Source organism: Candidatus Tisiphia endosymbiont of Ptychoptera albimana, from assembly GCF_964026605.1.
Taxonomy (GTDB): Bacteria; Pseudomonadota; Alphaproteobacteria; order Rickettsiales; family Rickettsiaceae; genus Tisiphia.
The window spans coordinates 567,304-590,786 of the sequence record NZ_OZ032164.1; the positions used below are offsets into that span (position 1 = coordinate 567,304).

28 protein-coding genes are annotated in these 23,483 nt (G+C 32.8%); 10 read left to right on the forward strand and 18 right to left on the reverse strand.

All coding sequences use genetic code 11. The annotated features are described in order from the left end of the window. The first annotated feature begins 194 nt into the window (after nt 1-194). From AAGD36_RS02750 to AAGD36_RS02760, 3 genes are all read left to right on the forward strand, one after another. Nucleotides 195-1,337 (forward strand): MFS transporter, encoded by a 1,143-nt coding sequence (locus AAGD36_RS02750; RefSeq protein ID WP_341751801.1) that lies wholly within the window; start codon nt 195-197, stop codon nt 1,335-1,337. 153 nt (nt 1,338-1,490) lie between these two features. After that, the gene (locus tag AAGD36_RS02755) at nt 1,491-1,682 is read left to right on the forward strand and encodes a hypothetical protein (RefSeq protein WP_341755848.1); all 192 of its coding nucleotides are present in this window, start codon (nt 1,491-1,493) and stop codon (nt 1,680-1,682) included. Nucleotides 1,683-1,856: 174 nt separating this feature from the next. Next, nucleotides 1,857-2,606 (forward strand): TlyA family RNA methyltransferase, encoded by a 750-nt coding sequence (locus AAGD36_RS02760; RefSeq protein WP_341755849.1) that lies wholly within the window; start codon nt 1,857-1,859, stop codon nt 2,604-2,606. A gap of 47 nt (nt 2,607-2,653) precedes the next feature. On the opposite strand, the gene AAGD36_RS02765 is transcribed toward AAGD36_RS02760, so the two are convergent. The 5 genes from AAGD36_RS02765 to AAGD36_RS02785 all read right to left on the reverse strand — a co-directional run bounded on the left by AAGD36_RS02765 (nt 2,654) and on the right by AAGD36_RS02785 (nt 8,631). Then, nucleotides 2,654-3,400: a hypothetical protein gene (locus AAGD36_RS02765; RefSeq protein WP_341755850.1), complete on the reverse strand. Its 747-nt coding sequence runs from the start codon at nt 3,398-3,400 to the stop codon at nt 2,654-2,656. Between the two features lie 91 nt (nt 3,401-3,491). Further along, entirely contained in the window at nt 3,492-4,568 is a 1,077-nt protein-coding gene (murG, locus tag AAGD36_RS02770; RefSeq protein WP_341755851.1) for an undecaprenyldiphospho-muramoylpentapeptide beta-N-acetylglucosaminyltransferase, read from the reverse strand. Beyond that, nucleotides 4,565-5,713 carry a putative lipid II flippase FtsW gene (gene ftsW / locus AAGD36_RS02775; protein ID WP_341755852.1) on the reverse strand — a complete coding sequence of 383 codons (1,149 nt, stop codon included), beginning with the start codon at nt 5,711-5,713 and terminating at the stop codon, nt 4,565-4,567. The genes murG and ftsW overlap by 4 nt, the downstream gene beginning before the upstream one ends. Beyond that, nucleotides 5,700-7,097 carry a UDP-N-acetylmuramoyl-L-alanine--D-glutamate ligase gene (gene murD / locus AAGD36_RS02780; RefSeq protein WP_341755853.1) on the reverse strand — a complete coding sequence of 466 codons (1,398 nt, stop codon included), beginning with the start codon at nt 7,095-7,097 and terminating at the stop codon, nt 5,700-5,702. Before murD ends, ftsW begins: the two co-directional genes overlap by 14 nt. Nucleotides 7,098-7,260: 163 nt before the next feature. Beyond that, a complete protein-coding gene (locus tag AAGD36_RS02785) occupies nt 7,261-8,631 on the reverse strand; it encodes a M23 family metallopeptidase (RefSeq protein ID WP_341755854.1) in 1,371 nt (456 codons plus the stop codon). A 442-nt stretch (nt 8,632-9,073) separates the two neighbouring features. Here AAGD36_RS02785 and AAGD36_RS02790 point away from each other — a divergent pair, with 442 nt between their 5' ends. The 7 genes from AAGD36_RS02790 (at nt 9,074) to AAGD36_RS02820 (ending at nt 13,176) form a co-directional block, all read left to right on the forward strand. Next, on the forward strand, nt 9,074-9,574 hold the full coding sequence (locus AAGD36_RS02790; protein ID WP_341755855.1) for a DUF2155 domain-containing protein: 501 nt from the start codon (nt 9,074-9,076) through the stop codon (nt 9,572-9,574). A gap of 11 nt (nt 9,575-9,585) precedes the next feature. Further along, complete coding sequence (locus AAGD36_RS02795; protein ID WP_341755856.1) at nt 9,586-10,878, forward strand: O-antigen ligase family protein; 1,293 nt, start codon at nt 9,586-9,588, stop codon at nt 10,876-10,878. Beyond that, nucleotides 10,878-11,252 carry an NADH-quinone oxidoreductase subunit A gene (locus AAGD36_RS02800; RefSeq protein WP_341747807.1) on the forward strand — a complete coding sequence of 125 codons (375 nt, stop codon included), beginning with the start codon at nt 10,878-10,880 and terminating at the stop codon, nt 11,250-11,252. The genes AAGD36_RS02795 and AAGD36_RS02800 overlap by 1 nt, the downstream gene beginning before the upstream one ends. A gap of 4 nt (nt 11,253-11,256) precedes the next feature. Further along, nucleotides 11,257-11,790, forward strand: coding sequence for an NADH-quinone oxidoreductase subunit B family protein (locus tag AAGD36_RS02805; RefSeq protein WP_341747808.1), 534 nt, complete (start codon nt 11,257-11,259; stop codon nt 11,788-11,790). After that, nucleotides 11,768-12,370, forward strand: coding sequence for an NADH-quinone oxidoreductase subunit C (locus tag AAGD36_RS02810; protein WP_410521243.1), 603 nt, complete (start codon nt 11,768-11,770; stop codon nt 12,368-12,370). Before AAGD36_RS02805 ends, AAGD36_RS02810 begins: the two co-directional genes overlap by 23 nt. A gap of 276 nt (nt 12,371-12,646) precedes the next feature. Continuing rightward, on the forward strand, nt 12,647-12,913 hold the full coding sequence (locus AAGD36_RS02815; RefSeq protein WP_341755857.1) for a hypothetical protein: 267 nt from the start codon (nt 12,647-12,649) through the stop codon (nt 12,911-12,913). A 74-nt stretch (nt 12,914-12,987) separates the two neighbouring features. After that, the gene (locus AAGD36_RS02820; RefSeq protein ID WP_341755858.1) at nt 12,988-13,176 is read left to right on the forward strand and encodes a hypothetical protein; all 189 of its coding nucleotides are present in this window, start codon (nt 12,988-12,990) and stop codon (nt 13,174-13,176) included. A 310-nt stretch (nt 13,177-13,486) separates the two neighbouring features. On the opposite strand, the gene AAGD36_RS02825 is transcribed toward AAGD36_RS02820, so the two are convergent. The 13 genes from AAGD36_RS02825 to AAGD36_RS02885 form a co-directional block, all read right to left on the reverse strand. After that, on the reverse strand, nt 13,487-14,791 hold the full coding sequence (locus AAGD36_RS02825) for a citrate synthase (RefSeq protein ID WP_341755859.1): 1,305 nt from the start codon (nt 14,789-14,791) through the stop codon (nt 13,487-13,489). Nucleotides 14,792-14,886: 95 nt separating this feature from the next. Next, nucleotides 14,887-15,135 carry a type II toxin-antitoxin system prevent-host-death family antitoxin gene (locus tag AAGD36_RS02830; RefSeq protein ID WP_341755860.1) on the reverse strand — a complete coding sequence of 83 codons (249 nt, stop codon included), beginning with the start codon at nt 15,133-15,135 and terminating at the stop codon, nt 14,887-14,889. Nucleotides 15,136-15,153: 18 nt separating this feature from the next. Further along, nucleotides 15,154-15,531 (reverse strand): helix-turn-helix transcriptional regulator, encoded by a 378-nt coding sequence (locus AAGD36_RS02835; protein ID WP_341755861.1) that lies wholly within the window; start codon nt 15,529-15,531, stop codon nt 15,154-15,156. Next, a complete protein-coding gene (locus AAGD36_RS02840; RefSeq protein WP_341755862.1) occupies nt 15,524-15,784 on the reverse strand; it encodes a type II toxin-antitoxin system RelE/ParE family toxin in 261 nt (86 codons plus the stop codon). Before AAGD36_RS02840 ends, AAGD36_RS02835 begins: the two co-directional genes overlap by 8 nt. A 6-nt stretch (nt 15,785-15,790) precedes the next feature. Beyond that, nucleotides 15,791-16,996 carry a dicarboxylate/amino acid:cation symporter gene (locus tag AAGD36_RS02845; protein WP_341755863.1) on the reverse strand — a complete coding sequence of 402 codons (1,206 nt, stop codon included), beginning with the start codon at nt 16,994-16,996 and terminating at the stop codon, nt 15,791-15,793. A 316-nt stretch (nt 16,997-17,312) separates the two neighbouring features. Further along, on the reverse strand, nt 17,313-17,609 hold the full coding sequence (cutA, locus tag AAGD36_RS02850) for a divalent-cation tolerance protein CutA (RefSeq protein ID WP_341755864.1): 297 nt from the start codon (nt 17,607-17,609) through the stop codon (nt 17,313-17,315). An 18-nt stretch (nt 17,610-17,627) separates the two neighbouring features. Next, nucleotides 17,628-18,044 carry a 6-pyruvoyl tetrahydropterin synthase family protein gene (locus AAGD36_RS02855; RefSeq protein WP_341755865.1) on the reverse strand — a complete coding sequence of 139 codons (417 nt, stop codon included), beginning with the start codon at nt 18,042-18,044 and terminating at the stop codon, nt 17,628-17,630. A gap of 195 nt (nt 18,045-18,239) precedes the next feature. Continuing rightward, nucleotides 18,240-18,635, reverse strand: coding sequence for an ATP synthase F1 subunit epsilon (atpC, locus tag AAGD36_RS02860; RefSeq protein WP_341755866.1), 396 nt, complete (start codon nt 18,633-18,635; stop codon nt 18,240-18,242). Beyond that, on the reverse strand, nt 18,635-20,068 hold the full coding sequence (atpD, locus tag AAGD36_RS02865) for a F0F1 ATP synthase subunit beta (protein WP_341755867.1): 1,434 nt from the start codon (nt 20,066-20,068) through the stop codon (nt 18,635-18,637). Before atpD ends, atpC begins: the two co-directional genes overlap by 1 nt. 20 nt (nt 20,069-20,088) lie before the next feature. After that, the gene (gene atpG / locus AAGD36_RS02870; protein WP_341755868.1) at nt 20,089-21,018 is read right to left on the reverse strand and encodes an ATP synthase F1 subunit gamma; all 930 of its coding nucleotides are present in this window, start codon (nt 21,016-21,018) and stop codon (nt 20,089-20,091) included. A 32-nt stretch (nt 21,019-21,050) separates the two neighbouring features. Further along, on the reverse strand, nt 21,051-22,607 hold the full coding sequence (gene atpA / locus AAGD36_RS02875; RefSeq protein ID WP_341755869.1) for a F0F1 ATP synthase subunit alpha: 1,557 nt from the start codon (nt 22,605-22,607) through the stop codon (nt 21,051-21,053). Between the two features lie 24 nt (nt 22,608-22,631). Then, nucleotides 22,632-23,183 (reverse strand): ATP synthase F1 subunit delta, encoded by a 552-nt coding sequence (gene atpH / locus AAGD36_RS02880; RefSeq protein ID WP_341755870.1) that lies wholly within the window; start codon nt 23,181-23,183, stop codon nt 22,632-22,634. Between the two features lie 31 nt (nt 23,184-23,214). Further along, nucleotides 23,215-23,397, reverse strand: a complete 183-nt coding sequence (locus AAGD36_RS02885) for a hypothetical protein (RefSeq protein ID WP_341755871.1) — start codon at nt 23,395-23,397, stop codon at nt 23,215-23,217. Between the last annotated feature and the right edge of the window lie 86 nt (nt 23,398-23,483).

Sequence of the window (23,483 nt, forward strand, 5' to 3'; positions counted from 1 at the left end):
TGAAGCGGGGATGACATCGAGAACTATTATACCTACTTGGTTATATAATATTTTATTAAGGTCAAAATAACAAATTAATTAGACAAATCATAATGAGTGATATAATGTACTTTTGGTTATATAAAAACCTCTGAAACGCCTCTCAACTAACAAAATTTATATACGATGTAATCTAGTTTAGCAAACAATTATTTATGACCCAAAATAATCATTTAAAAACAGTTTTGCTATTGTTTCTTAGCGTATTTCTTTTTGCATGTATCACTTACATCAATGCAATTATAATGCCAAGTTTTCTGCTAAGTAAAGGCTTATCTGGGGAGGAACTAAACCATATCGAATCAATCGAAATGTTAGGTTATATAATAGCTGGTTTATTCTTAACCCCATTAATTAACAAAATCAGTGATAACAAAACTACCATTATTAGTTTAGTTATACTTATAATAGGTATATTAAACATAATTATGATGCAGGACTACACACTCCTTAGAATCAATTTTATTGTAATGGCCTCTGCATACTACACTTATATAACCATAACTATCATAAAAATTATAGAATCTACCAATAATTACAAATATTTCTCTCTTATCATTTTTTCTTTGTTATGGATAGCTGGGTATTTTGCAGTTAATTCACTAACCGACTTTTTCGTATCAGCCATAAACGGGTTATTATTATGCATATTACTTTATAGTTTCATTATTATAACTTGCTTACAAAGAGAGAGTGTTAATAAAAATACAACTTTAGTTTCTAGGTTTTCATTCTTAATAGAAAATATAGAATTACAGATACTAACAGGCTTTATGGTATCTTACATTACTTTCGATATATTGTGGTATTATGAAGAATTTGCATTGGAAAAACATCTTCCTGTATCAAAGATAGAATCTATTACACATTCTACACTTATAAGCATATTTTTCTTGATATCACCTGTTATTCTATTATTAAAAATAATCAATAAATATCTTGCTAACTTAATATTGATAATTATCCTTTTAGTCAGCTTTATTCTTTTACCGAATTATGGGGTAACTTTAATAGGTAATATCTATCTCCTTTCTACAATTGGCGTATGTTTATGTGCTATTTTTATTTGTAACATATTAATATTATCCAATAAATTTGAGACACAAGATTTTAGAACCGCACTTGTAATATATTTAACTATGTGTGCTATTGGTGCGTATTCTGGAGCTTTATCTTCATATATATCTTATGGCCTTTCTGATGAACAAGGTTTTTTATTTTCTACATTTAGCGTTGTTGGAACTTTTGTACTTTATTATTCTTGGTATTTTTTTAAACGGAAATTGTACAGGTGGTAGGGGTATAATCTAAACAGTTTCCCAAGACTAAATTGCTACTCGGAGTACGAGTGTCAAGTACTGGAGCGTCACACTACTGGACAAAAGAGATGGTGTGGTTGCAAGAGCTAGTAAATAGAGTATTTTATAAAATGTTTATTTATAGCATATGCAATGGCAAGAAAAATAGGAGCAATTGGAGAGCAAGAGCAACCGATAAAAATGAAGAAAACGCTCGGATGTAGGAGTTATTCTGTACTACAGTTAGGTATAAGATCAATTAAACAAGCTTATAGTCGTCCTAAGCAATTTTTTGATTCCTTAATCATAAAATTGTTTAAGTTACACTTTGTGCAACCAACCTAACCTTTTTGTTCAGTAGTGTGACAACTAGTACATGAGGAGCAGAGATATTTGGTCGCGAGAACGCCAATTCTTGCAGTTCACCGAGTATACTAGTGATCCACACGGGTAAAGCCTGTACGGGGATGACATCAAACCTATTACATCGAACTCAGGTTTAAGTTGCTATGAAGATTTATGAAAAAAATAAGACTTGACCAACATTTGGTAGAATGCCAATTAGTTGATGATATTAACGTAGCACGAAGCTTAATAATACAAGGCAAAGTATATGTTAATCAGCAGCAAAATACTAAAGCAGGTACTGGCATATCAACTGATACTCGTGATATTATTATAAAACGCCCGATACATGATTATGTATCACGAGGGGCGTTAAAGTTAATTGCTGCTCTAGATCATTTCAATATTGACCCACAAGGGCTAGTTTGTCTAGATATAGGCTCTAGTACTGGTGGATTTACTGAGGTGTTGCTCCGTAGGAATGCTGAAAAGATTTTTGCAGTAGATGTAGGATATGGTGAACTACATCATAAGCTACGTAATAATCCTAGAATTTCAGTAATTGAAAGAACTAATGCCCGGTATTTAACAATTGAGCAAATTAGTTTACCACCAGACCTGATCGTTTGCGATGCTAGTTTCATTAGCCTTACCACCATATTACCCACTGCATTTAGCTTGGCAAAAGATAATTGTAGTTTAGTTGCTCTAATTAAGCCCCAATTTGAAGTGGCAAAGAACGAGGTAGGGGATGGTGGCATTGTTAGAAACCAACTCTTACACCAAAGAGTATGTGATAAAATTCAACAATGGCTAGAATCCAATTATAATTTTAACATATATGGGATAATACCCAGCCCTATTTTAGGGGCAAAAGGCAACCAGGAGTTTTTAATTTATGGACAACGTAACAAAAAACTATAATTAACCCGAGTTGCCAATTCTTGAAGTTCACCGAGTATAATCTGTGTTTATATTGCACGAGGCGGTAACTGAAATTTCTCTTGTTCATTAACAATAGTACTATTCACTCTATTATTAGTGTCGTTTTTACCAACTTTCCCATTAGGATCATTTACCTTTATATCATCATAATCTTCACTAAGAAATTTTCTTTTCATTTCTGATTTATTGAGCACACTCTTAGTTTTATTAGTTTCTAGCTTTTTAATTGTTTTATGACTATCTGTTTCTATTGGTAACATATCAGCACTTTGTGTTTTAACATTTTTCCCCGCAGGACAACTATACTTTTCTAAATCTTTTTTAGTTTCATGCAGCATAGCTTTAATTTGCTCTAGCTCTTTGTGCAACTTACTGTTTTCCTCATCACTATTTCGCTTTTTTACCCTATCACTTGCTAAGTTCAATGAAGGATAATCTTTATCTTGATTTAACTTCTGCCTTCTTTTGCGATCTGCATCCTGTTTTACCATCTTAAGATACATCTGACGATTTCTTAAAGTTGGATTAATTGTTTCCGTATCAGCTTCACTAAGTAAATCTTCCTCATCGTCATCAAAATTTTCTTCCGTGACGTTCCTTTTTGCCATTGATATATACTTCTTATTATAAAGAGGCGGTCGCTTACCACCTTCAAAACCTTTTGTATCTATAATTTTATTATTAGCAGATTTTTTAAAATATCCTCTAAAACCATCAGTACAACCTGAAAGTAGGAACAATCCCAAAACTGTAATAATAATTTTCCCTAACATAAAGCAATCCGATAATTTTTTAATAAGCCATAATTAATGACACAGAATTATTAAAGTTGCAAGAAGCAATTCCCTCAACTGAATTAAAAAGTCAGCTTATTATTTCTTCTACTGCATCAGCTAAAACCTTACTACCATCATTCTTCCTTTTTAATAACTCAATAGATGTTTTTTTTAGTATATCACGATTTTTTACCAGCACTAAGAGTTTATCGGCTAATTTTTTTGGAGTGATTTTATTTTGCTCGAAACACCACCCTGCCCCACTATCTTCTAGAGCTTTGGCATTATAGAATTGATGGTTTTCAGCTGCCGCAGGTAGCGGAATAAAAATTGCCGGCAAGCCAATATAGCTAAGCTCAGAAATAGTCGATGCCCCAGCTCTTGATATTACTAATTCTTGACTCGCATATTGCTGATCCATATCATAAAAAAAATCGGATACTTTATGCGGGATGTTTAATTCACTATAAATTTTAACAATATTATCATGATCTTCTAAGGGAGCTTGTTGGGTAATATGCAATTTAATATCAGGATTTGATTGCACTAATATCTGAATAGCTTCAGGTACTAAAGTAGAAAAAATCTTTGCTCCTTGGCTTCCTCCAAAAATAAATATTCGAAAAGTGTCATTATTAAAATTTTCCCTAACTTTCAAATTTTTAACATTTTCCCGTACTATATTTCCTATAACCAGTTTCTTACTTTTATCAAGAATATTATAATTTTTAGTTTCATCATATGTAAGAGCAACTTTCCTAGCATATTTTAAGAAAAATCTATTAGCTTTACCAATAAAGCAATTTTGTTCATAAACTATGATAGGAATACGTAAAAATACTGCAGCAAGCAATGGAGGAACAGTCGGATAGCCACCAAACCCAATTATAGCATATGGTTTAATCCTCACTAATAGCAATAACATCTTAAAAGTTACAAATAACAAAGAAATCAATAACTTAAACCTATTAATTAACCCTTTAGGTGCTAATCTAAAATTTATTATATGTGGTATAAGCTTTAAATCTTCAGTTAAATATTTTTGGCATCTAACATCGGTGATAAGGTGCAACTCATACCCACGCTTCATTAATTCTTCACCTAAAGCAATAGCGGGGAACAAATGACCAGCTGTACCACCACCAGCAACAATTATATTCTTCATATGTCAATATCTTGAATTTTATACTTACTAAGAGAGGTTTTATGTTTGGTAAAACCAAGCAGCATCCCTGTAGCAATGGCTATAGCAAGAGTTGAAGAACCACCATAACTAATAAAGGGTAACGTCATACCTTTGGTTGGTAATAAATTCAAGGTTACACCAATATTAATGATTGCTTGTAACCCTATTTGGGAAATAATACCACTTGCTGCTAATTGAATAAATTTATCTTCTTCATTAATAAGTTTAAGTAAACTACGAATAACTATAAAAGCAAATATCCCTATAATGATTAAGCAAATAATTGCCCCAAATTCTTCACCAGCAACAGCAAAGATAAAATCAGTATGCGAATCCGGCAATACTTGTTTTACCGCCCCTTCACCAGGACCACGACCGTATAAACCTCCATGCTCAAACGCCCTGATTGACTTACCAACTTGGTAATTACTACTACTATCAGGATCCAAGAAACTATTAATCCTTTTTGTTACATGAGGAAGGCAAAAGTAAGCTGCTGTAACCCCAAATACCAACATAAAAGCAGCAAGTATAATCCAAAATATCGGCATACCAGCAATAAAAAGTTGAATACCAAAAACAGCAGTCACCATCACTAACATACCAAAATCTGGCTGGATAATTAATAATAAAGCAACGATACTATAAAGACTTATGCAAATAGAAAAACTTGGAATTTCATCTTCAAATTTCAGCGATAATATCCAGCCTGCCACCACTGCAAAAAATGGTTTTACAAATTCTGAAGGTTGTACAGAGAGACCTAGAATATTAATCCAACGAGTAGCCCCCTTAACCTCATAACCATAAAATCTAACTAAAATTAATAATAATATACTACCAATAAACCCTAGAATTGAGAATCTCTTTAACCATTTTCTTGAGAAAAAAGAAAAAAAAATGATTAGTAACAAAGCACTAGCAAGGTAGAATAATTGTCTAGATGCAAAATAATACTCATTAAGTCCAATTCTATTTGCTACTGCTGATCCTGATGTAGTAACCAACATTATACTAAACACAAATAGGATTACTAAAGCAATAATCATTTGCTGGTCAATACTACGCCACCACCATTTTATATAGTTGTTAGACAATTCATTATTATGATTATCTTTGATCATGGGTAGCAATAATATTATATAATTTAATAAATAATTCTCCGCGTTCTTCAAAATTTTTAAATTGATCGTAGGAAGCACAAGCTGGGGCTAGCAGGATATTCTTTATACCCCCTATATCCTCCATTGCATCTCTAAAGGCAGAATTAAAAGCCTCCGTTAAATCTTGACAAATTTGGTAATCTACCTTGCCATTAAGGAATGATGCCAAAAGCTCTTTATCTTGACCAAAAAGATAAGCCTTATGAATTTTATTAAACCATGGCTCTAAATTTGTTATTCCTCCTTCTTTTGCTACCCCCCCAGCTAACCAATATATATTATCAAGCGATGAGATGGATTTAGAAGCAGCAATATCATTGGTAGCTTTGCTATCGTTATAAAAATTTATCTTACTCGAATGGTCTGAGTATATTGTACCAACATATTGCATTCTATGTGGTAACCCCTTAAATAGCCCGATAGCGGCAATTATTTGTTCTAGTCTTGCCCCTATAATTCGACAAGCTGCATAGCTAGCGGCGATATTTTCTTGGTTATGTATCCCTTGTAGATAGTTATTATTATGGAAATTAATAGTAATAGGTTCAAAAATATTGTCATAAATAATATTATTACAAATTGATACTCCTTTATTAAGAATTTCATAAGTAGAGATTGGTACTACATTTGTTCTATTTTCCTTTTGTAATTCTAGAGAAATATTCTTGGTAATTTCATTATCAACACTAATTATAGCAAATGAATCTTTATCTATTCGATCAAAGATCTTTTTTTTAGCAGCAATATAGCCTTGCATATTATTATGTCGGTCTAAATGATCTTGTGTGATATTAAGAAGCACCACAATTTTGGCTTTAAAACTGTTTAATAAATCTAATTGGAATGAGGATAGCTCCAATACATATCCTTTACTATCTAACCTCATAGCCAAAACAGGAAAACCTATATTTCCTCCAACTTGATAATCAAAACCACAAGATTGTAAAATATGACCGGTTAAAGCAGTGGTAGTACTCTTACCATTAGTACCAGTTATGCCAATGAAATTAGCTGCCTCAGCCTCTCTTAACCTAACTTCCTCAAATAACAGATCTATATCTGAAGTTATCGGTATATTATAAGAATTAGCCATTGTAACAATGTCATGAGACAAAGGAATACCTGGACTCAGTAGAATCTTATCAAGATTTTGCCACTGCAGATCAGATAAGCTAACAAGACTATCAGCCCCATAGATTTTGGTAAAAGCATCCCGACTGCTCTTTGCTTGATCATAGCAAATTACTTTAGCTACTTTATTCAGTACTTCCCAAGCAGCTATACCAGTCTTACCTAAACCAACTATACCTATATTCTTATGTTTTTGCGAAAGAAACGATGACATAATTTTTAGGCTTACCTTGTTTTACTTATGTTTACTATTTGCATTACCGAGCTGCATTTTGTCTAAAAATTACTTAAATAATTTAGTAAGATTGTATTTTTTCTAAACTCATCAAGGATTTTTTCTTTATCACATAATAAGAAACGAGAACTATATTAACTCCTTAAGATTTCAAGAATTTTGTTGCTGAATTTTCAGCAATCTCTGACTTATTATCAAGCTCATTACTTAAAGACCTTACATTACTTTTAAATTGTTTAAATTTTGCTAATTGCTTGCCAGCAAGTTCTATGCCTGGAGTAGATTTAACGTGCATAGGGTTTATGTTCTTACCACCTATTTTAACTTCATAATGTAAATGTGGTCCAGTAGTTCTACCAGTACTACCAACATACGCAATAACTTGACCTTGTTTAACTATACTTCCTAGCTTAAGATTTTTAGAAAAATTAGAAGCATGAGCATAAGCAGTTGATAGATTTTGACTATGTTTAATCTGTATAAATTTTCCGTAGCCAGATTTCCATCCTATTTCAGTTATCACCCCATTACCTGCAGCATAAATCGGCGTACCAGTTGGAGCAGCAAAATCAACACCTTTGTGCATTTTAGTATAGCCTAAAGTAGGATGATGTCTATTACCATAATGAGAAGAAACTCTAACTAATTTAACAGGTGTTCTAAGCAAACTTCTTTTGACACTTTTACCATCCTCAGAAAAGAAATCATGATTATTTTCTGCATTATTTGGAGAATATCGAAAAATATTATATTCCTTACCAGATAAATTAAGTGATACATATAAAACCTTACCATGATGAGAAAATTTACCATCCTCGGTAACAAATTTTTCGGTTATAACAGTTACAGTGTCACCACTCTTAATTTGACGTTGAAAATCAATTTGATAACTATATGAGTTGATCATTTCAATTATACTATTACTCGATAACCCTAACGATTTTAAAGCTGACATAAAGTTTGAATTAATAACTACCGACGATTTAGTTAATAGCTTATTGAAAACTTTGGTTACGTCTCTTGCAAGGAAATCTTCACCTTCTCTAATAATTTCTAAAGATTTGACTTTATCATACGCTATAGTCAGTTTATTTAATGTACGTGATTCAGCAGCAAGGTCTTCATCATCTTGTTCCGTAATGTTTATCTCATAATCAAAAACAAGTTGCTGTCCTATCTTCAGGGAAGATTCAATATTCTTGTCTTTTATTAGTTTTACGATTTGGTTTATTTCATTATTTGGAATTTGTTGCCGTAAAAGTATTGCCTTTAATGTATCACCTTTTTTGACTGTTATAATTTGGGAGATTTCATTTGATAGTTCTTCTGAAGATTCTAGTATCTCTGGCTCTGCTATGGTCATTGACATAGTATCACTAACGAACTTATTGATCGATAAAGATACAAAAGTGGCAAACCCCATAAAAAGGAATATAGAAAAGTATGAAAAACCAGTTCTAAATTTAGAGTTAATTTTTGGGTTTGTTAATATAAGGCGGATAATAGCTTGCATTAAGGCTTACTCTAGTGATATTGATTCATAAGAAAACAAATAACTAACCAAAAATTTAATATTTTTAGTTTTCATTTGATCTTTATGTAGTGATCCTACCAATATGGAGTATAGAAAAATAAATTACAATAGAAAAATTACTAAAATTTTACTTATTTTAAACTACTAGAGATGAATTACACTATCATAAAATTTTATATATACAATTTTGCTGCATGCTAGTATAATTCAGCACAGTCCAAATTCGATGAAATTATAGATTGCTTCGTCGACCAACTCTTCATTCACGAGCAGTATATATGTCTATTAGCGAGTGAACGTACGTGAGTGTGGCAATCCATAATATTAAAGCCCATTCGAGATAAGAATTAGTTAATTCTTATCTCGAATTGGGGCAAATTATAACTTAAAGAATTATTATTTTCGCATGTTGCAGAAATTGATGAAGCACCTTATATTTGCTAGTATAATGGGGTTTTTATGTATTCTTTCTTCTTATGGACAAGCTGAAGATACTACCCAAAATATGGAATTCCTTGATACTACAGATGAAAGTAATGAATTAAAAAATCATAATTTTACTGAGCATGTTGCTGATTCTAATAACTTACCTAATATACAAAATAATGTTGAACATTCAGAATTAAAAACTTACAGTATTGGTAAGGTTATTGCTTTAAATAAAATCACAGCAACATCAAAGGAGCTGGTATTAAAGCCTAATGAACCACAATATTTTGGTAATATTCAAATTAAACTTCATAAATGTATTAAAAATCTTGATCCTTACAATGAGGATAATTACATGCTATTAACCATTACAGAGCATAAGATTGATGAAGACCCTATGTTAATTTTTCAAGGATGGATTATCTCATCAAGCATTTCAGTTTCCACCTTTGAACATCCTATTTATGAAATCTTTGCTAAAAATTGTTTATAGGATATTTAAGAATGATACAATCCCTGTTTTACATTTTAGTAATGCTATTTCCAGTAGTTGGATTGATTTCTGGTTTTTCTGCTGCAGTAACAGTTCCTCTGTTGTTATTAACTATATTAATTGCTTTGCGAGATAAAATCTTTATTCATTTTAAATACGCCACTATTAAAGAATCTTTGTTATCCAATTGGAAACTGGAATTACTATTTTGTCTTTGGTGTCTTATAACAAATTTTTATTCACCTAATTACCCCTCCTCTTTATTTAACTATCTACAGGTTTGTTTAATTGTTCTAATAGGATTTATCGTAAATAGCAATATTGACAAATTATCCATAAATGTAACTAAAATAAAAATATATTTTATTATAGGAGTATTGGCTGCAATTGCTTTGTTTTTTATAGAATACGCATCTCATGGTATTATAACAAGAGCTTTCCGTACTGTTTTTCAGCCAAAATCTTCAAATCAATTCTTTTTATTCACTCTTGATCGTGGGTGTTCTTTATTATCAGTTCTTTCATGGGTAGCTATAGCTATAATTATATCATATCATAGATATTTATTAGCACTAATATATTACCTGATAATTTTTTATTTATTATCTATCTCTGATAGTTTGGCAAGCTTTTTAGCATTTACCGTAGGTGGGTTAGTATTTTTAACAAATAGATTGTTAGCATCCAAATCTCTACAATCTATTTTTTTGAAATTATTTACCTTGGCTATGCTTACCGGTTCAATAATGATGCCGATAATTGCCTATAAAATACAACCACATTATGCCTCAGATCACTATGCCAAGTTTCTACCAGACTCTGCTAAGCACCGTGTATTTATTTGGCACTTTGTTGCCAAGCAAATTATCAAGAAACCAATTTTAGGACATGGATTTGCTTCATCAAGAAATTTTAAAATTGATGAGAAACAAATGATTAGCTATAATCAGTGGACGTGGTCTCCCCTTCCTCTACACCCACATAATAATATAATGCAAATTTTATTTGAGACGGGCTTAATAGGTTTTATACTATTTTTATCTTTAATTTATAAATATATTCAAAAAATTAGTAATATATCCTTAGTGCAGTCTTCTAAAAGTGGTAAGATGAATCGAACGACTGAAAATAACAAAATAGATGTATTAAATTACAAGTCAGTTGCCTATGCTTGCTTTATAAATTATTACATAATAGGTATGATTTCATTTAATATTTGGCAAATATGGTGGGTTTGCAGCTCTTTTGGAGCGATGATTTTGTTTAAGTTACTTCTTTCAAAATCACAGGAGTACAATTACTAATGTTGGAAACATCTAATATTTTACAGGAATACTTGCCTATAGCTGTGTTTTTTGGTATAGCATCAGTTTTGTCATTGGTAATAGTTACATTGCCAAGGCTTTTAGCTCCTCAAAAATATAATAAGGCTAAGTTGGATAGTTATGAATGCGGATTTGAACCTTTTGGTGATGCTAGAAGTAAATTTGACGTACGTTTTTATCTAGTAGCTATTTTATTTATTATTTTTGATCTAGAAATAACTTTTTTGGTGCCATGGGCTATTACGCTTGGACAAATTGGTAAATTTGGTTTCTTCTCAATGATGTTTTTCTTATTGGTACTTACCATCGGTTTTGTATATGAATGGAAAAAAGGAGCTTTAGACTGGGAGTAATGACATGCAAGCAAAGATAGATCTATATGATCAAGATAAGCTCCTTGAAGAAGAAATTTCAAATCGAGGATTCCTTATAACTAAACTCGATGATTTGATAGGCTGGGCTAGATCTAATTCACTTTGGCCTATGAGTTTTGGTCTTGCATGTTGTGCGGTAGAAATGATGCAAGCTGCTGCTAGCCGCTATGATATGGATCGTTTTGGCATGTTGTTTAGACCAAGCCCTCGTCAATCTGATTTAATGATAGTTGCAGGGACATTAACAAATAAGATGGCTCCGGCTCTTAGAAAAGTTTATGACCAAATGACTGAACCTAAGTGGGTTCTGTCAATGGGAAGCTGTGCCAATGGCGGCGGCTATTACCATTATTCCTACTCGGTAGTGCGTGGCTGTGATCAGATTGTTCCAGTAGACGTATACGTGCCAGGCTGCCCTCCAACTGCTGAAGCTTTGATTTATGGTTTAATGCAGTTACAAAAGAAAATTAGAAGAACTACTAGATTTAGAGAAGGTGACAATGGAAAATATCATTGACGACTTAATAAAAAATCAGGAGCTTGAGATAACTGCTTTGCCTGTAAATGATTTGAATATGCATTTTATTAGCTATAAATCTACTATAGAAAGTTTGCTACCATTTTTATCGGCAATTAAGGAATCTGAGGATTTGCGTTTTACTGTGTTGACAGATTTGTTTGCTGCTGATTTCCTAAACCGCTCTAATCGGTTTGAGATAGTGTATAATTTACTGAGTCTTAAATTAAATAAACGTATATTAGTAAAAATTGAGGCTGGAGAACATGACATAATCCCCTCAGTTACCAAAATATTTAGTGCTGCTTGCTGGTATGAACGCGAAGCATATGATATGTTTGGAGTAATTTTTGCTGGGGGTCATGATAATCGTCGTATTCTAACAGATTATGATTTTGTCGGTCATCCTCTCAGAAAAGACTTCCCATTAACGGGTTACGTGCAGGTTAAATATGATGAGAATCTTGCAAAAGTAGTATATGAGCCAGTGAAACTCGACCAACCATATAGAGAATTTGATTTTTCATCAAGTTGGCAAGGACCAAGTTATGTATTACCTGGAGATGAAAAGGCTAAGTGAAATAACTGTCATATTTACCTTCTTGATTATGGTATACTGCTCGTAAATGAAGAGTTGGTAGACGATAGTATAACTTCAAGAAGAGCTAGGCAGTAGCAAAGTCGAGCGGCGTAGCGTACATGAGTAACTAGGCAGCTTCGATCTTTGGTCGCGGGAACGCCAATTCTTGAAGTTCTACCTGAGCATATATTCTAGGGAGATAATACTTGCAAAATTGCTTTTTACTAATTATGTTAATGGTGCAATTAGTTTTATAATTTTATTTTAAAAGATATCATGTTAACAATACTAGACTTAGAAAATTTTAAAACCAGTAAAAAAAATAATTCAAAGAAGTTGTTTTCAGCTGTTAGTGGTGATTTGCTGGATGCAATAAACGCAGGTAGTTTTTCTAGGTGTTACAGTCTTATCTTACGGTCTTGCGATGACTATAATTTAAAGCAAGTAAATGAAAATTTGCATGAATGTGCAGTATTTGAGTTGCTATTAAGTCTATTACAGCATAAAACATCTGATGACTGCAATAAATCCTTAAAACCCTAGGGCAAGCCATCAGTGATTCAGATGTTGACACAAGAGAGTGGTTATGTGCTTGTGCACAGGCAAATTCGTTTTCAATGTTATATGATTCTTTAAGAAATTTGAATGGTTTTGAGCTAAACTATAGTTTAGCTTGTCATGATGCTTCAAATCTCGTCAGTACTCCTGAAAATCTAAATACTAATGACAGACAAAACAGTAACGGCGATGTTGCTCTTGCAGGTGTAGAGGAGTCAATTAATCTATTGCTAGAATATAATAGTTAAATAGTCAATCCTTCAAAAGTCTAAAAACACAACATCTACTATATTTAAACGCAAGAGGTGTCATTCCTGCTTCGGTGCGGAATCTATAGTACCTCAGGGCTTTTTGGAAACCATTTTAGATTCCCGACTTTAGCTAGGAATAACAAGCATTGTTAGTGAGTAGACTTAAAAATTTTGAAAATCCATAAGGTTTTGAACAAAATAAGGTAAAAATCTTATGGATTTTGATATGATTTCTGACCACGAACATGTATTATCTCTTGTGTCTACAGCCTTTTTGACGGATCGACTATATAGGATTTTACTATAATTATCTTTTATCAAAAGGAATAAATTCTCTTTGTACATACCCAGTATATAATTGCCGAGGTCTGCTAATTTTTTGTTCAGGATCTTCATGCATCTCTTTCCATTGTCCCATCCAACCAACAGTTCTTGCTATAGCAAAAAGCACTGTAAACATCTGTGATGGTATCCCCATAGCTTGATAAATAATACCAGAATAAAAATCAACGTTTGGATAAAGCTTACGATCTATAAAATATTGGTCATTGAGAGCAATTTTTTCAAGCTCAGTAGCGATTTGGAGTAATGGGTTATTATTTTCTCCTAATTCATCTAATACTTCTTTGCAGGTCTCTCTAAGTACAACTGCTCTTGGATCATGATTTTTATAGACTCGGTGACCAAAGCCCATTAAGCGGAAAGAATCATTTTTATCTTTTGCTCTTGCAATATATTGTGGAATACGGTCTATTGTCCCAATCTCTTTCAGCATATTAATTACTGCCTCATTTGCTCCGCCATGTGCTGGTCCCCATAAAGATGCTATGCCAGTACTGATACAGGCAAACGGGTTAGCACCGGATGATCCGGCCAAACGTACTGTTGAAGTGGAGGCATTCTGCTCATGGTCAGCATGGAGAATAAATATTTTATCTAAGGCGTTCTTTACTACTTTGTTTACCTTATATTTTTCACAAGGCGTCGCAAACATCATATGGAGAAAATTTTCAGTAAAATCTAAACTATTATCAGGATATATAAAAGGCTGACCTATTGAATATTTATATGCCATTGCTGCAATAGTTGGCATTTTTGCAATCATTCTAATAGCAGCTAACTCGCGTTCATTTTCTTCTACATTTAAAAAACTTGGATAAAATGCAGATAAAGATCCTACCACAGCCAGCATAATTGCCATAGGATGAGCTGAGTGACGGAAAGCCATAAATAAGCTTCTAAGCTGTTCATTAACCAGCGAGTGATTAGTAATTTTCTGAGAAAAAGATTTATACTGATTAGTGGTTGGTAATTCACCATTTAACAGTAAATAGGCGACTTCTAAGAAATTACTTTTTTCTGCTAACGTTTTAATATCATATCCCCGATGTCTTAATATCCCTTGATCCCCATCTATGTACGTCATTGCAGATTTACAAGCTGCTGTAGACATAAAACCAGGGTCATAAGTGAAATAGCCTGTTAATGAATATATACCGCTAACATCAATAACATCTTGACCAATCGATGCTTTTTTTATTGGTAAATTAAAAGACTTATCACCTATTTTTAATTCAACATTTTCCAAAGTTTTAATTCCATTATTTGTCATATGTTCTCTTTTATCATATTTTATGTTGCCCACTAATACAAAAAATGTATTTTTTTATTAATTTTTAGCATCTTTTGATAAGCTAATATTTAGAATTACTCCTCTAATATCTTACTTAAAAATTCTTCTGTTTTCTTTTGTGTCAACATACCATTTTTCTTAGCTTGCTTAGCTTGTACTGCCCCGTAAAAATCTTCTAATTTACTAAGATACTCATATGCTTCATAAGACATCAATATCGAAAATGGCTTACCATATTTGTTAATAACTACTAGAACTTTTATTGCACTATTCATCAAATTATCAAAATTATTCTGTGCTTCTTTCGCATTAATAACTTTCATATAAACCTCATAACTAACTTAAATCAATAAATCAATATCTATATCTAACGCTTGAGATATTTTTTTATATAAATTTATATTCCCCTCGCGTTTTCTATTTTCGACCTGCGATAAGTATGCTGCACTTATATTTAACTTTTCAGCAAGTTGAGTTAGAGTATGTGTGCGGTACTCTCTAAATATTTTAATTTTTGATTCTTTACCTACAATTAATCTTTCTGCAATAGTAATAGGAAAATTTTCTTGTATATTACTTTTAACCTGCTGGTAAGCATTGATATCTTCTAATTCATCTAATCTTTCTTTAATTTCTTCATAAGCTTTTATAGACAAAATCACTGCCTTCTTCTTACCATGTGAATCTTCAATAAAACTTATATTATCCAAATTAACCATATACATTGCCTCTACTTTGAATTTTAATTATGTTAATTAATAATCTTTTATCATCTATTTCATAGATTACTCTGTAATCTCCTAAACGTAGCCTATACGCTCCTTCCACTCCTTTTAGTTTTTTTACATCTAATGTTGTATTATGCGAATTAATAGATAATTGTTTTACTTTCTTAAGTATAAGAACTGCATAACCTTGAGGAATCCTATGCAAATCTTTCATTGCTTGTTTAGTAAACTCAATATTATACATAATTACCTAAACCGAATTATATGTATCTTTATCTAGAGTACCTTCACTATTATCGATAATCAAGGTAATTGTTGCATCACCTGTAATATTAATGGTGGTACGTAACATATCTAATATCCTATCAATTCCAGCAATTATAGCAACACCTTCAATCGGTAAATGGATTGAAGATAGCACCATAGGCAGCATTATCAAAGAAGCCCCTGGAATACCAGCCCCACCTATAGAGCCAAGAGTTGAGGTGATAATAATGACTAAATAATCATGTAATGCTAAATCTACACCCATCATTTGGGCAAAAAATATGGTAGTAAGAGATAAATTTATTGCAAACCCATCCATATTTATCGATGCACCAAGTGGTAATACAAAAGAAGTGCTAGATTCAGAGATGCCTAGACGTTCACGACAAACTTGCATAGTTGTAGCAAGCGTTGCTTTACTACTAGAAGTAGAGAAGGCAAGTACTTGGTATTCCAAACTCTTTTTATAAAAAGGTAATGGTGACATTCGACAAAATACATAAATTAACGCACCAAAAATACCATATTGACATATCATGGCAATCACTACGGCAGCAACTAATTTTGATAAACTAATCATTACATCAAAACCTTGCGTACCGACTACCCAAGCCGTTAAAGCAAATGCACCATATGGAGAAAGTTGAATGATCATTGAGATCATTTTTAATACCATTTTTGATAATCTATGAAATAAATCTTTAACAGGTGCAGCACTAGTTCCCATTTTATTTAGTATAAGTCCAGAAAATATTGCAAAGAATACAATTTGTAAAACATTAGAATTGGCAAAAGCTCCTACGACATTATCAGGCACAATATTCACAAAAAAATCAATCATATTAAAGGATTTCTCTTGTGAAATATTTGAGGCAACATCAAAGTTAATATGAACACCATGACCTGGCTTTAATACAAGAGCAACTGTAAGACCAAAAACTACGGCAAAAAAAGTAGTTCCTAAAAAAGCAGTAACAGCCTTTATTCCTACTCTGCCAAGAGAAGTAGGGTCACTCATACTAGTTATGCCTGCTACTAAACTAAAAAATATTAAAGGAGCAATAATCATTTTGATCAAACGCAAAAAAATATCTCCTACCGGTTTTATATAAGATACATATTCAGGAAAATATATACCAAACATTATACCTAGGATTAATCCCAAGGTAACTTTTTTCCATAATTTCATTGTTTTACTTAATTAAATTAAAGAGTGTTTTGATCCGACATCATCCTGAAATAAATTCAAGATAATATCCACTTGTGTTCAGGATGACACCAACTTTGGAATTCTAGATATACTCAAATGATTTGAAGAATTGGATTTGAAAATGAATGGTAAGCATGCTAGGTGTACATATAGTATAATTACGCATGCGAATCCATGATATTTTCAAAAAACAATTCTTCAAAGCAGAAGAGTATAACATCGCTGACTTAAACTCAGGAAACATTGGACTATATAGTTTGAGTAAATCTTAGCTCTAATAAACACTCTCTTAAAATTAGATACTTTGAGTTACCCAATTTAAATAGCTAGACAGCCCATCTTGAATGTCGAGCTTTATTATTTGAGGAAGATCATAATTATGTATATCAGTAATCACCTTTTCTATTGTATTGTAGTTATCAGACTTAGCCTTTATCACAATACGATATTCTAGCACAGAAGATATCTTGCCTTCCCATTTAAAATAGCTGACTATATTATCTACTTGTATACAAGCAGCTAGATTTTCTTCCAATAAGCTAGTTGTTATTTTATCTACCACCTGCTGGTCATTGGTCGTAGTTAAGATCACACAACATCTTTGTACCACTTATACCTCAACAAAGCAATTAGGTGTTTCAAATAATTTGACTTTTGTAATAATAAAAGAATTATTAGTAAATAATTTTGGTAAAATATTTAATTTTAAGTGTAACGCTATATTTTCTGCAGTTGGATTTTCCTGCATATAATATATTTTTTGACCAGTCCATTCACATATTCTATCCCCCATTTCTCTATCATTTTGGTGTAATATAATATTATGATCAAAATTATCATCTATCCACTTTTGTATTATTGACTTCATGTAACCAAAATCTATAACCATACCAAGATTATCAGTAACATTTGATTCCACTGTAACTTCAAGGACATAACGATGACCATGTAGAAATTGACACTTATTCTCATGTCCAACAACTCTATGACCTGCATCAAATTCAATTTTACGAGTACACTTTATCATCATTAACCTCAAGTATAGATGTAAGACATCGGTTTAATAGCCTAGCGTATCATCCATGCATTTTTGATATCATCTCAGGCGGTAGGCGCGGCTGGTATCTAAGAAAATAGCCTAGAAGAATGTTATACTATCGTCTACCAACTCTTCATTTACGAGCAGTATATACTCGAATGCTTTGAAGAATTGTTTAATTCTTTAAATATGAGCTAGCAAAGATTCATATCTAGCAATATCCAATTTAATAATATCAATTTTTGTATCATCAATTTCTTCGTCTATTTCTTTTGTTAAAGAGTCTATTTTTCTAATTATGTCATGTAGTTGCAAACTACTAGTATCAACAGCAAACTCTGTTACTATATTTACATTTGTCCATGTGACCTCAGCTAACCCTGAGTAGATAAAATACTTAAATACAGAATTATCTACTGTAATTTTTGTCAATCCATCTTTTAAATTTGCAATCAATAACTCATGACCTGGTAAAACCTCAAATTCTCCTAATTCTCCCGGCATTGTTATCATCTGAGCTTCCATGTCAAACACAACATTCGCTGGCGTTACAATTTTAACTCTAATTGTTTTATTCATTATGCCACTTTTTCTTTAAGTGTTTCACCTTTCTCTACTGCTTCATCAATGCTACCAACCATATAAAAAGCAGCCTCTGGTAAATAGTCATATTTGCCAGAAACCAACCCATGAAACCCTTCAATAGTATCAGCTAAACTGACAAATTTTCCAGCTATACCTGTAAATACTTCGGCAACATGGAAAGGCTGAGATAAAAAGCGTTGAATTTTCCTTGCCCTAGTAACGGTTAATTTATCTGATTCCGATAACTCATCCATTCCTAGAATGGCAATTATATCTTGCAAAGACTTATATGTCTGCAAAACTTTTTGCACCTCACGAGCAACCGAATAATGTTTCTCTCCAACAATTGCCGGATTTAGTAATTGTGAACTACTATCAAGTGGATCTACTGCCGGGTAAATACCAAGCTCAGCAATTTGTCGACTAAGTACGGTAGTAGCATCCAAATGGGTAAAAGAGGCAGCAGGAGCAGGATCAGTTAGGTCATCTGCTGGCACATAAATAGCCTGCACAGAGGTAATTGATCCAAGCTTTGTTGAAGTAATACGCTCTTGTAGCTCTCCCATATCTGTTGCCAGTGTTGGTTGATAACCAACTGCTGAAGGTATTCTTCCTAAAAGGGCTGATACCTCAGAACCAGCTTGAGTAAAGCGAAAAATGTTATCGACAAAAAACAAGACATCCTGTCCTCCATCTAAATCCCTGAAACTTTCGGCTATAGTAAGACCACTTAAAGCAACTCTAGCTCTTGCACCGGGTGGTTCGTTCATTTGCCCATAAACAAGAGCTACTTTAGATTTTTTGGGATTTTTTAAATCAATTACCCCAGAGTCAATCATTTCATGATAAAGGTCGTTACCTTCTCTAGTCCGTTCCCCAACTCCTGCAAAAACCGTATATCCTCCATGTGCTTTTGCTATATTATTAATAAGTTCCATAATTAACACTGTCTTTCCTACCCCAGCACCACCAAATAACCCAATTTTTCCTCCTTTTGAATAAGGAGCTAAAAGATCAATGACCTTAATCCCTGTAACCAAAATGTTTCTTTCAGTTGATTGATCAACAAAACTTGGAGCTGGTTTGTAAATTGAAGCAAAGTCAGTTGAATCAATCTTACCTCTTTCATCAATTGGTACACCAACCACATTTATTATGCGTCCGAGTGTGCCAATACCGACAGGTATCTTAATAGTCTCTCCTGTATCTATTACTTCTTGCCCTCTTACTAACCCTTCTGTTGGTCCCATAGATATACATCTAGCAATATCGTCTCCTATATGCTGTGATACTTCTAGTATCACTTTCTCTCCATTATTATTGCACTCAAGTGCATTGAGAATTTTTGGCAATTTACCATCACTACTAAACTGCACATCAACTACAGCTGAAATAATCTGCACAATCTGGCCAATAGTTTTTGTCATATTTTACCTTAATTTATTTTTTATACGGCTTCTGCCCCTGCAATAATCTCTATCAAATCCTTAGTAATCAGATCTTGTCTAGATCTATTAAGTTTTAGTGTTAATTTATTAATAAGCTCCTTAGCATTTTTTGTTGCATTATCCATTGCTGTCATTCTAGCTCCTTCTTCGCTAGCTCTATTTTGTAGTAGAGCATAATTAATTTGAGCCGATACATAAAGATTAATCATATGCAAAATAAGTCCTTCACCTTCATATTCATAGCTCAAATATTTCTCATTTGAACATAGCTGTTTTTCAATTGGCAATATTTGCTTTTTAGTTGGAATCTGTACCATAGCATTTTTACAATTGTTAAAATATATTTGACAATTGCTAATTCTAGAATCCTCTACCATCTCCATCAGTTTTTCTTTGACCTGAAATGACAAATTATTATTATGAGCTTTTGGAAACTCATAATAATTATCAATATAATGGGAATATTGCCCCTTAAATGCATCATAACCCTTTTTGCCAATAATAATAAGCCTTACTTGTTTACCAGCATTTTCCAAATTTGCAATATCAGATTTTACCTGCTTGGACAGTAAAAAATTAAAAGCTCCGCACAAGCCTCGTTCGGAAGTGACTACTATTAGTAAATGTAACTTATTTATATTAGACCTATTGCATAATTCTACTTCTGCAAGAGATCTATTCACATCACCTTGGTCTAATAATCCTTCCGAAAAAAATTTTTTCTGTTCGAGAGGCATATCCTGTAAATTATTGCTAGATGCCACACTAGACATTATATCCTGTAGAATCCCAATATAATCCTCTGAGTCCTTAACTTGGTTTTTGGCTTTTGTAAACTTAGTAGCCGAAACTATCTGCATAGCCTTAGTAATTTTTTGCGTTGTTGTAATGCTCTTAATACGAGATCTTAACTGTTTTAAACCTGACATAGCTACCTAATTAATCTTAACCTGAAGTCGATTTAACTTACTGAACAAGCATTAAAGTTTTGCACAAAATTTTCTAAGAAAATTTTTAACTTTTGTTCCATTTCTTCAGTAACTCGTCCTTGCTCTCTAATAGATACTAAAATATCGTTTTCACTCAGTTTTATTTCTTGTAGCATTCTATGCTCAAATTCTTTTATTCGTTCAACAGGAATACTATCAAGATAATTTCTTACCCCAGCATAAAGACTAACCACTTGTTCCTCAACAGGGAAAGGGCTATATTGATCCTGCTTTAATATTTCGCTAAGCTTTGTACCATGTGAAATAAGTTGTTTAGTTGAAACGTCTAAGTCTGAACTAAACTGAGAAAAAGCTGCTAATTCCCTAAATTGTGCTAACTCAAGTTTCACACTTCCTGCCACTTGCTTCATAGATTTTACTTGTGCTGCTGATCCTACCCTACTCACGGATATACCAATATTTACCGCTGGTCTGATACCTTTATAGAACAACTCATTTTCTAAAAAAATCTGTCCATCAGTAATTGATATAATATTGGTTGGAATATATGCGGAAACATCACCTGCTTGGGTTTCAATAATTGGCAAAGCCGTAAGAGATCCACCACCAGATTCATCTGACATTTTTGCTGCTCGTTCAAGTAACCTAGAATGTAGATAAAATACATCTCCTGGATAAGCTTCACGTCCCGGCGGTCTTCTAAGTAATAGTGAGATTTGTCTATAAGCAACAGCATGTTTACTTAAATCATCGTAAATAACTAGTGCATGCATACCATTATCACGAAAATACTCACCAATACTACAACCAGTGTAAGGAGCAACATATTGTAATGCAACAGGATCAGAGGCAGTAGCTGCCACAACTGTGGTATATTCCATTGCTCCTGAGTCTTCTAATCTTTTTACTACCTGTGCAATAGTCGATCTTTTTTGACCAATAGCTACATAAATACAATAAATTTTATTTTTTTCATCACCGTCAAGATGAGCTTGTTTTTGGTTAATAATAGTATCGATAACAATAGCGGTTTTACCTATTTGCCTGTCACCAATAATTAACTCCCTCTGACCTCTACCAATAGGAATTAGGGCATCAATTACTTTAATGCCCGTTTGCACCGGCTCTGTAACACTTTTTCTAACAATTATCCCAGGAGCTTTTTCTTCTATATTCCTATATGTATCAGTTATAATCTCGCCTTTACCATCAATAGGATTTGCCATACCATCAACGACCCTACCAAGCAACGACTTACCAACTGGTACTTGTAAAATCTTTCCAGTTCTTTTTACCGCATCACCTTGTTTGACTTCTCGATCACTACCAATTAATACAATACTTACAGAGTCTGTTTCAAGATTAAGAGCTAGACCTTTTACTCCTGACGCAAACTCAACTACCTCGCCAGCTTCCACCTTATCGATACCATATACCCTAGCTATACCATCGCCAACTGTTACAACCTGCCCTACTTCTCGTAAATCGCTAAGCTGATCAATGTTAGCAATTTCTTTTTTTAATATTTCAGCAAGTTCGACAGCCTTTAATTGTTGGGTAGACCCCATAGTTATTCCTCATATAAAATTTATTTAACCTACCTTTGTAGCTTTCAAGGTTTTCGTTATTTTTTCTAACATTCCAACAATAGAATAGTCCCTAACTATGCTATCATATTGTACCACAATACCACCAATAATTGACTGATTTCGGTGGAAATTTATGACAACCTTCTGCTGAAACTCATCTGCTAAATATTTTGTTAACCATTCTTTCTCTCTAGTTTGCAAAGATTTAGAAGAAGTTACTTTTACCATTTTAATATTTCTGCTGTTATTAAGTAGTTGTTGGTATAATACTATTATGTTTGATAAAATAGGCATACGTGAATGCCTTAGTAATATTAACAAAAACCGCTTAACTATAGATTCGATATTAAAGGTTTCTGTAATTAACTCAATTATTTTACATTTGTCAATATCCTTTACTATCGGAGAAAATATAACAGCCTTGATTTGCGGATTATCCTCGATAAATTGATTAATAATGGTAATCTGCTGTAATATTTTATCTTCCAAGCTACTTGCCAATGCATTATCAAATAAAGCAGAAGTATAGTTACGTACTAATTTATTGTTAATCATTATGTTTTTATATCCATAAAATTCTATAATCTTAGCGTCTTATATACTCAAATGATTTAGAGAATGGAGACAATAGACTTACTGCATAAGTCAATCTAGTTGGTGATTTTGTCGTCGAAACTCGCCTCCGCTCCTCACGTACGTCTGTGTACGCTGCGGTGCTCGGCTTCGTTTCTCCTAAAAATCCCTCAACTATCTTTGATTTATGCAGCAAGTCTAATAAACAAGGAGTGAACGAACGCAAACAGTACATGAAGTACGTGAGCACACGAATCTCCCACAAGTATTTGCAAGAACCAA

Coding starts and splice junctions, on each gene's coding strand:
- AAGD36_RS02750 (WP_341751801.1), top strand. CDS start 195: ATGACCCAAAATAATCATTTAAAAACAGTTTTGCTATTGTTTCTTAGC.
- AAGD36_RS02755 (WP_341755848.1), top strand. CDS start 1,491: ATGGCAAGAAAAATAGGAGCAATTGGAGAGCAAGAGCAACCGATAAAA.
- AAGD36_RS02760 (WP_341755849.1), top strand. CDS start 1,857: ATGAAAAAAATAAGACTTGACCAACATTTGGTAGAATGCCAATTAGTT.
- AAGD36_RS02765 (WP_341755850.1), bottom strand. CDS start 3,400: ATGTTAGGGAAAATTATTATTACAGTTTTGGGATTGTTCCTACTTTCA.
- murG (WP_341755851.1), bottom strand. CDS start 4,568: ATGAAGAATATAATTGTTGCTGGTGGTGGTACAGCTGGTCATTTGTTC.
- ftsW (WP_341755852.1), bottom strand. CDS start 5,713: ATGATCAAAGATAATCATAATAATGAATTGTCTAACAACTATATAAAA.
- murD (WP_341755853.1), bottom strand. CDS start 7,097: ATGTCATCGTTTCTTTCGCAAAAACATAAGAATATAGGTATAGTTGGT.
- AAGD36_RS02785 (WP_341755854.1), bottom strand. CDS start 8,631: ATGCAAGCTATTATCCGCCTTATATTAACAAACCCAAAAATTAACTCT.
- AAGD36_RS02790 (WP_341755855.1), top strand. CDS start 9,074: ATGAAGCACCTTATATTTGCTAGTATAATGGGGTTTTTATGTATTCTT.
- AAGD36_RS02795 (WP_341755856.1), top strand. CDS start 9,586: ATGATACAATCCCTGTTTTACATTTTAGTAATGCTATTTCCAGTAGTT.
- AAGD36_RS02800 (WP_341747807.1), top strand. CDS start 10,878: ATGTTGGAAACATCTAATATTTTACAGGAATACTTGCCTATAGCTGTG.
- AAGD36_RS02805 (WP_341747808.1), top strand. CDS start 11,257: ATGCAAGCAAAGATAGATCTATATGATCAAGATAAGCTCCTTGAAGAA.
- AAGD36_RS02815 (WP_341755857.1), top strand. CDS start 12,647: ATGTTAACAATACTAGACTTAGAAAATTTTAAAACCAGTAAAAAAAAT.
- AAGD36_RS02820 (WP_341755858.1), top strand. CDS start 12,988: ATGTTATATGATTCTTTAAGAAATTTGAATGGTTTTGAGCTAAACTAT.
- AAGD36_RS02825 (WP_341755859.1), bottom strand. CDS start 14,791: ATGACAAATAATGGAATTAAAACTTTGGAAAATGTTGAATTAAAAATA.
- AAGD36_RS02830 (WP_341755860.1), bottom strand. CDS start 15,135: ATGAAAGTTATTAATGCGAAAGAAGCACAGAATAATTTTGATAATTTG.
- AAGD36_RS02835 (WP_341755861.1), bottom strand. CDS start 15,531: ATGGTTAATTTGGATAATATAAGTTTTATTGAAGATTCACATGGTAAG.
- AAGD36_RS02840 (WP_341755862.1), bottom strand. CDS start 15,784: ATGTATAATATTGAGTTTACTAAACAAGCAATGAAAGATTTGCATAGG.
- AAGD36_RS02845 (WP_341755863.1), bottom strand. CDS start 16,996: ATGAAATTATGGAAAAAAGTTACCTTGGGATTAATCCTAGGTATAATG.
- AAGD36_RS02855 (WP_341755865.1), bottom strand. CDS start 18,044: ATGATAAAGTGTACTCGTAAAATTGAATTTGATGCAGGTCATAGAGTT.
- atpC (WP_341755866.1), bottom strand. CDS start 18,635: ATGAATAAAACAATTAGAGTTAAAATTGTAACGCCAGCGAATGTTGTG.
- atpD (WP_341755867.1), bottom strand. CDS start 20,068: ATGACAAAAACTATTGGCCAGATTGTGCAGATTATTTCAGCTGTAGTT.
- atpG (WP_341755868.1), bottom strand. CDS start 21,018: ATGTCAGGTTTAAAACAGTTAAGATCTCGTATTAAGAGCATTACAACA.
- atpA (WP_341755869.1), bottom strand. CDS start 22,607: ATGGGGTCTACCCAACAATTAAAGGCTGTCGAACTTGCTGAAATATTA.
- atpH (WP_341755870.1), bottom strand. CDS start 23,183: ATGATTAACAATAAATTAGTACGTAACTATACTTCTGCTTTATTTGAT.